At 50.7% G+C, this 347-nt stretch carries 1 rRNA gene; it reads left to right on the top strand.

Going from position 1 to position 347, the window contains the following annotated elements:
- Window positions 1-116 (top strand): 5S ribosomal RNA (gene rrf, locus IB274_RS29485).
- Window positions 117-347: the final 231 nt, after the last annotated feature.

Below are 347 nucleotides of genomic sequence, written 5' to 3'. Positions count from 1 at the left end.
CTTGACGACCATAGAGCGTTGGAACCACCTGATCCCATCCCGAACTCAGTAGTGAAACGACGCATCGCCGATGGTAGTGTGGAGTTTCTCCATGTGAGAGTAGGTCATCGTCAAGCTCCTATCCCAAAGCCCCGGTCAGCTTCGCTGTCCGGGGCTTTGCCTATTAGTGTAAGCACATAGTTTGTGCTTGCCGCTGACGAGAGCTGAGGCTCTCCGAAGCCAAGCGATTGAGTAGAAAAGAAATTTTCGAAAATAAAGCTTGACGGAAAGAGAGGTTAGCGTAGAATGCGCGCCTCGGTTGAGGCGAAAGCCTCAGCCAAACGCTCTTTAACAAGTTGAATCAAGCA

The organism is Pseudomonas sp. PDM18, assembly GCF_014852585.1.
Taxonomy (GTDB): domain Bacteria; phylum Pseudomonadota; class Gammaproteobacteria; order Pseudomonadales; family Pseudomonadaceae; genus Pseudomonas.
The sequence above is the reverse complement of the archived record's forward strand: the minus strand, read 5'-3'. Positions and strand labels throughout refer to the sequence as shown.